Origin of the sequence: Streptomyces sp. NPDC059788, assembly GCF_042732265.1 — a bacterium.
Classification (GTDB): Bacteria; Actinomycetota; Actinomycetes; order Streptomycetales; family Streptomycetaceae; genus Streptomyces.
Map to the genome: position 1 here is coordinate 1 of NZ_JBHWHY010000112.1, position 3,946 is coordinate 3,946.

6 protein-coding genes are annotated in these 3,946 nt (G+C 69.6%); all 6 read left to right on the forward strand.

The genetic code is table 11. From position 1 onward, the window contains the following. Positions 1-1,008 precede the first annotated feature (1,008 nt). A complete protein-coding gene (locus ACFV57_RS42550; RefSeq protein ID WP_385244642.1) occupies positions 1,009-1,626 on the forward strand; it encodes a replication/maintenance protein RepL in 618 nt (205 codons plus the stop codon). Then, positions 1,620-2,015 carry a hypothetical protein gene (locus ACFV57_RS42555; protein WP_385244645.1) on the forward strand — a complete coding sequence of 132 codons (396 nt, stop codon included), beginning with the start codon at positions 1,620-1,622 and terminating at the stop codon, positions 2,013-2,015. Before ACFV57_RS42550 ends, ACFV57_RS42555 begins: the two co-directional genes overlap by 7 nt. 230 nt (positions 2,016-2,245) lie before the next feature. Further along, positions 2,246-2,728 (forward strand): hypothetical protein, encoded by a 483-nt coding sequence (locus ACFV57_RS42560; RefSeq protein WP_385244647.1) that lies wholly within the window; start codon positions 2,246-2,248, stop codon positions 2,726-2,728. 27 nt (positions 2,729-2,755) lie between these two features. Then, positions 2,756-3,115, forward strand: a complete 360-nt coding sequence (locus tag ACFV57_RS42565; RefSeq protein WP_385244650.1) for a hypothetical protein — start codon at positions 2,756-2,758, stop codon at positions 3,113-3,115. Between the two features lie 30 nt (positions 3,116-3,145). Then, positions 3,146-3,334, forward strand: a complete 189-nt coding sequence (locus tag ACFV57_RS42570; protein WP_385244653.1) for a hypothetical protein — start codon at positions 3,146-3,148, stop codon at positions 3,332-3,334. Positions 3,335-3,360: 26 nt separating this feature from the next. Further along, entirely contained in the window at positions 3,361-3,750 is a 390-nt protein-coding gene (locus tag ACFV57_RS42575; protein ID WP_385244656.1) for a hypothetical protein, read from the forward strand. Positions 3,751-3,946 lie beyond the last annotated feature (196 nt).

The window sequence follows — 3,946 nt, forward strand, 5'->3', positions numbered from 1 at the left end:
GGTGGGCTCGTTTTTTTTTATAACCCCCCGCCTCGCGTTGCGAGGCGCGGCCGGCCTCCGGCCAGCCGGTGGCCTCCGCTGCGCTCCAGCCACCCGGTACCCCGCCACCTGCCCCCACCTCACTCGCCGTGGGGGCAGGGTGCGCCACGCTGCGCGCGGCCCACCCACGGGCCTGCGGCCCGGCTGGCTACAGGAAGAGGGGGTGACGGGAGGTCGGGGCAGGTGACGAGCCGAACAGAGATCGGAGAGGGTGCGGCCATCCCAGGGGGAACCTGCTTCAAATATAGGAGCTAGCTTAGGACTGGAATGATGCTGCGCCACTCCTGACCAGCAGAAAGGGAGTTAGTTGGAATGCTTCGAACATATACCAGGTGATGGGCAGAAAAGGCGCTATGGATTGCTGAACAGTGGGTGAAGTGGCGACAAGGGGGGCGTATAGAGATGAGGGTCGGTGCGTTCGCGGGTGATTAGCCGAAATGGACCGTGTGGCGTCCGAATGGAGGTGGTGATGCGAGCTGCGCGCGGCGAGGTAGAGGTGATGGGTGCCGTCGGTAGCGGGTGGTTGGCCTTTGGTGCGGATGGCCGCCGGGGCGCGGTCAGTCGGGCTGAGCTGCCTCGCGCGCGCGTGCGCGTCTTATTGATAAAAGGGCACCGCACGGAAACCCCTTCTGACCTGGGGTTTCCTGCGAGGCTATGTGTTGGCCCTGACACATTGACCTGCGGTTTTGTGCCTCCTCCGACACAGCCGCACCGCATTTGGCCCCGTGGAGAGGGACAAAGCCTGTTCGGCCAGCTCAGGGCCACATTCGACCGCCAGGTCGTTGAGGGCAGTGTGTCGGCGTCGACACGAGGGGGCCACGCCGACAGGGACAAAGGTCCCTCTGGGCGGGGACAATCTCAGCTAGGGTTTCGGGGACCACACGAGATCGAGCAGCAGGAGCCAGGGTGCCCGGGGACGCGAGTCGCTCCACCAGCAGGGGCCGGCGGTCGGCGGACCGCGGTGAGGCCGTGACATCGCCGCTGGCGGACAGCTTCGCCAAGGCGCTGGACCGTACGCCGCCGAAGCCTGGTCGGCCGGTGCGGTCGGCGAAGGTCGACTACACCTACCGGGCGCCCCACGACGCCTGGGGCCGCAGCGGCTACAGCATGGTCAGCAACGCCTTCCTCGCGGACGTCCTGGCCGTGCTCATCGCCCGGTACGGGATGTCGCCCGTGCAGTCGGCGGTCCTGCTGTTCTGTATGGGCCGCCAGGTCGAGGGCCGCCTGAAGATCACGCACATCAAGGTCGCCAAACACCTCGGAGTCGAGCGCTCCAACGTCACCCGAGCGCTGGGCAGCCTGGAGAACTGGCACATGCTCCAGCGCCGGACCAACTCGGTGATCGTGGTCAACCCGCTGATCTGTTTCAAGGGCAACGGCGACCTCCAGCAGGAGGCCCTGGAGCAGCTGCGGCAGGACGCCAGGGCCGCGCTCAGGAAGCACTTCCCGGAGATGAGGGAAGATGTAGTGGCGCTGGAGAAGGCAGCGAGCGAGAGCTTCCCGGAGTTCACGGCCCCGGCCGCGCCGGCCCCGCGCACGCGGCAGCTGGCGTTCGGCGACAACGATGTGGAGGAGCAGGCATGCTGATCCAGGCCACCCTCGCGTTCGCTCAGCTGCACAGCCTGGAGCTCTCCAAGGCCAACTACGACCTCCTGAGCGCGATGTCGGAGGTCCAGCGCCCCGGCGGCGAGGTGAACGCCTCACAGGCCGAACTGCGGGCGCGCGTGGGCCTCAGCAAGAACCGCACGTCCATCGCGATGAACCAGCTGGTCGAGCGGAACATCGTTCTGCGGCCCGAGGGTCGCTACCGCAGCTACTTCATCCACCCGTACTTCGCCGGGTACGCCAGCGAGGAAGAGATGGAGGAGGCGCTGCGCGAGGCGACCGAGGCCATCAAGGCCGGCGATCTGGCCGCGCCGGCGCTTCCTGCCCCGCAGCGGCATCTGACCGCCGTGCCCTCCCGTCGCAGCGCTTGACCGGCCGCCCGGCCGGGTGACACGACATCAGCGGCGCCGCACCCCTCTGGCAGGGGCGCGGCGCCGCTTTCGTGCGCGGGCGGCGAGTGTCAGATCTGTACGCACCGTTCCCGCGAGCGGGAAACGCGCAGGTCAAAGCAGGCTCAAGAAGAATCATGAGCAGCCCCCTTCTCTGGGCGTATGAACTTCAATACAGTGTATTTAAGTTCATACACCTAGGAGGTTCCGCCGTGTTAGCCACTCTCGTGACCACCGTCCTCGCCGTCGTCGGCACCCTGCTCGGTGCGATCGTCTCGGGGCGCTTCCAGGAGCGCGCCGCCGAGCGGTCCGTGCTCACCAACCACGCCGAGGCCGTGCGCCGCGACCGTCTGGAGGCGGTCACCGCCCTGGCCTGCGCCACCAGCGACCACCGCCGGGCGATGTGGATGCGCGGCGACGCGGTCCTCAGCCGCGCGTCGGCCGAGCGGAACCAGGAACTGCTGGACGAGAGCCACCGGACCCGCAGCGAGGTCACCCGTCCGCTGGTCGCGCTGCGCGTCCTCATCGAGGACCAGGCCGTGCGCGCCGCCGCCGACCACATGATCACGCTGACGTACGCGATGCGGGAGGCGTTCGGCACCGACGAGGAACTGACCGCCGCCCGCGAGGCCGCGAAGGTCGCCCACGACCGCTTCGTGGACACCGCCGCCAGCTACCTCACCCGGACCGTCTGAGCCCGTCGGCTGAGAGGGGAGCCCGTCATGGAACGCACGCCCGACCAGATCGTGAAGGCCGCCGACACCACTGCTGTCGAAACCAGCGCCGAGCGGTGCGCCGCGGACAGTGAACTGGCGTACCTGGCGCCGGCGGCGGCCGCCGCGCTGGGGCTGCTCGCCGACGCCATCAAGCGGGGCACCGCCAGCCGCCAGAGCGTCGTACAGGCCCTGAAGGAGGCGGCGGTGCACGAGCGGTTCGCCGACGTCCTGGAGGCCGCGTCCGACGACGTCATCAACGAGACCCGAACCGGGGACGAGGACTCGTTCGACTTCGACGCAGGCCTGGACGCCGACAACCTCTACGGCGCGGCCTCCGAGGTCCGTGGCCTGTTCCGCTGGCTGTAGGCCACCGCCTGACACCACGAAGGAGACACCGTGTTCACCGGAACCCCAGAAGAACTCCGCGCCCGCCAGGCGCAGGCCCGCGAGCTCGCGGAGCAGGCCGCCGCGCTGCTGAACCGGATCGACGCGCTGGGCCTGGGCGCGGGCGGCGGGCAGCTGCACACCCCCGGCGGCATCATCCGTATCCGGCCCGGCGAGGGTTGGACCGTCACCGACCGCTGACCGATCACCCGAGGAAGGAGACCGCGGTGAGCACCGATCCCGCGCACCCCGACGACCACCAGGAGCAGCTCCTGGTCCCGCTCGCCGCCGAGGACATCGCCGCGCTCGGCAGCGACGGCGAGCATCTGGCCGCGCTGTTCGCCTCCGCATTGCACGGGCTGGCGCTGCTGCGCACGGGCCGCGCGAGCGCCGCCGAGCTCGCGGCCGCCATCGACGCCACCACCGGGCTGCTGAAGCGGCTGGGGGCCGTACGGGACGCCTCCCTGCGCCAGCCGGCTGCCAAGGACGTCTCACACGCCGACCTGGCGAAGGCGATGCACCTGGAAAGCCGGGCGACCGCGCAGTCCCGTCGGCGCACGCTGCTGAAGAGGCCGGTGGGCGACCTGGAGCGGTGGGCCGCCGGCACCGCCGACTGACCGGATGCAGCGGCGCGTGCAGCAGCCGAACGCCCGTTTGCTGCACGCGCCGCTGCTGGGTGCAGCACGGCCTGCTACCCGAGCAGCAGCCGTGTGGCGCTTGGGCCAGCCCTCGAATGTCATCGCTCTCCGGCACCCCGAACCACCCGCAGCACCACCAAGCAGCAGCGCCCCGGACCCGATCGGGTCCGGGGTC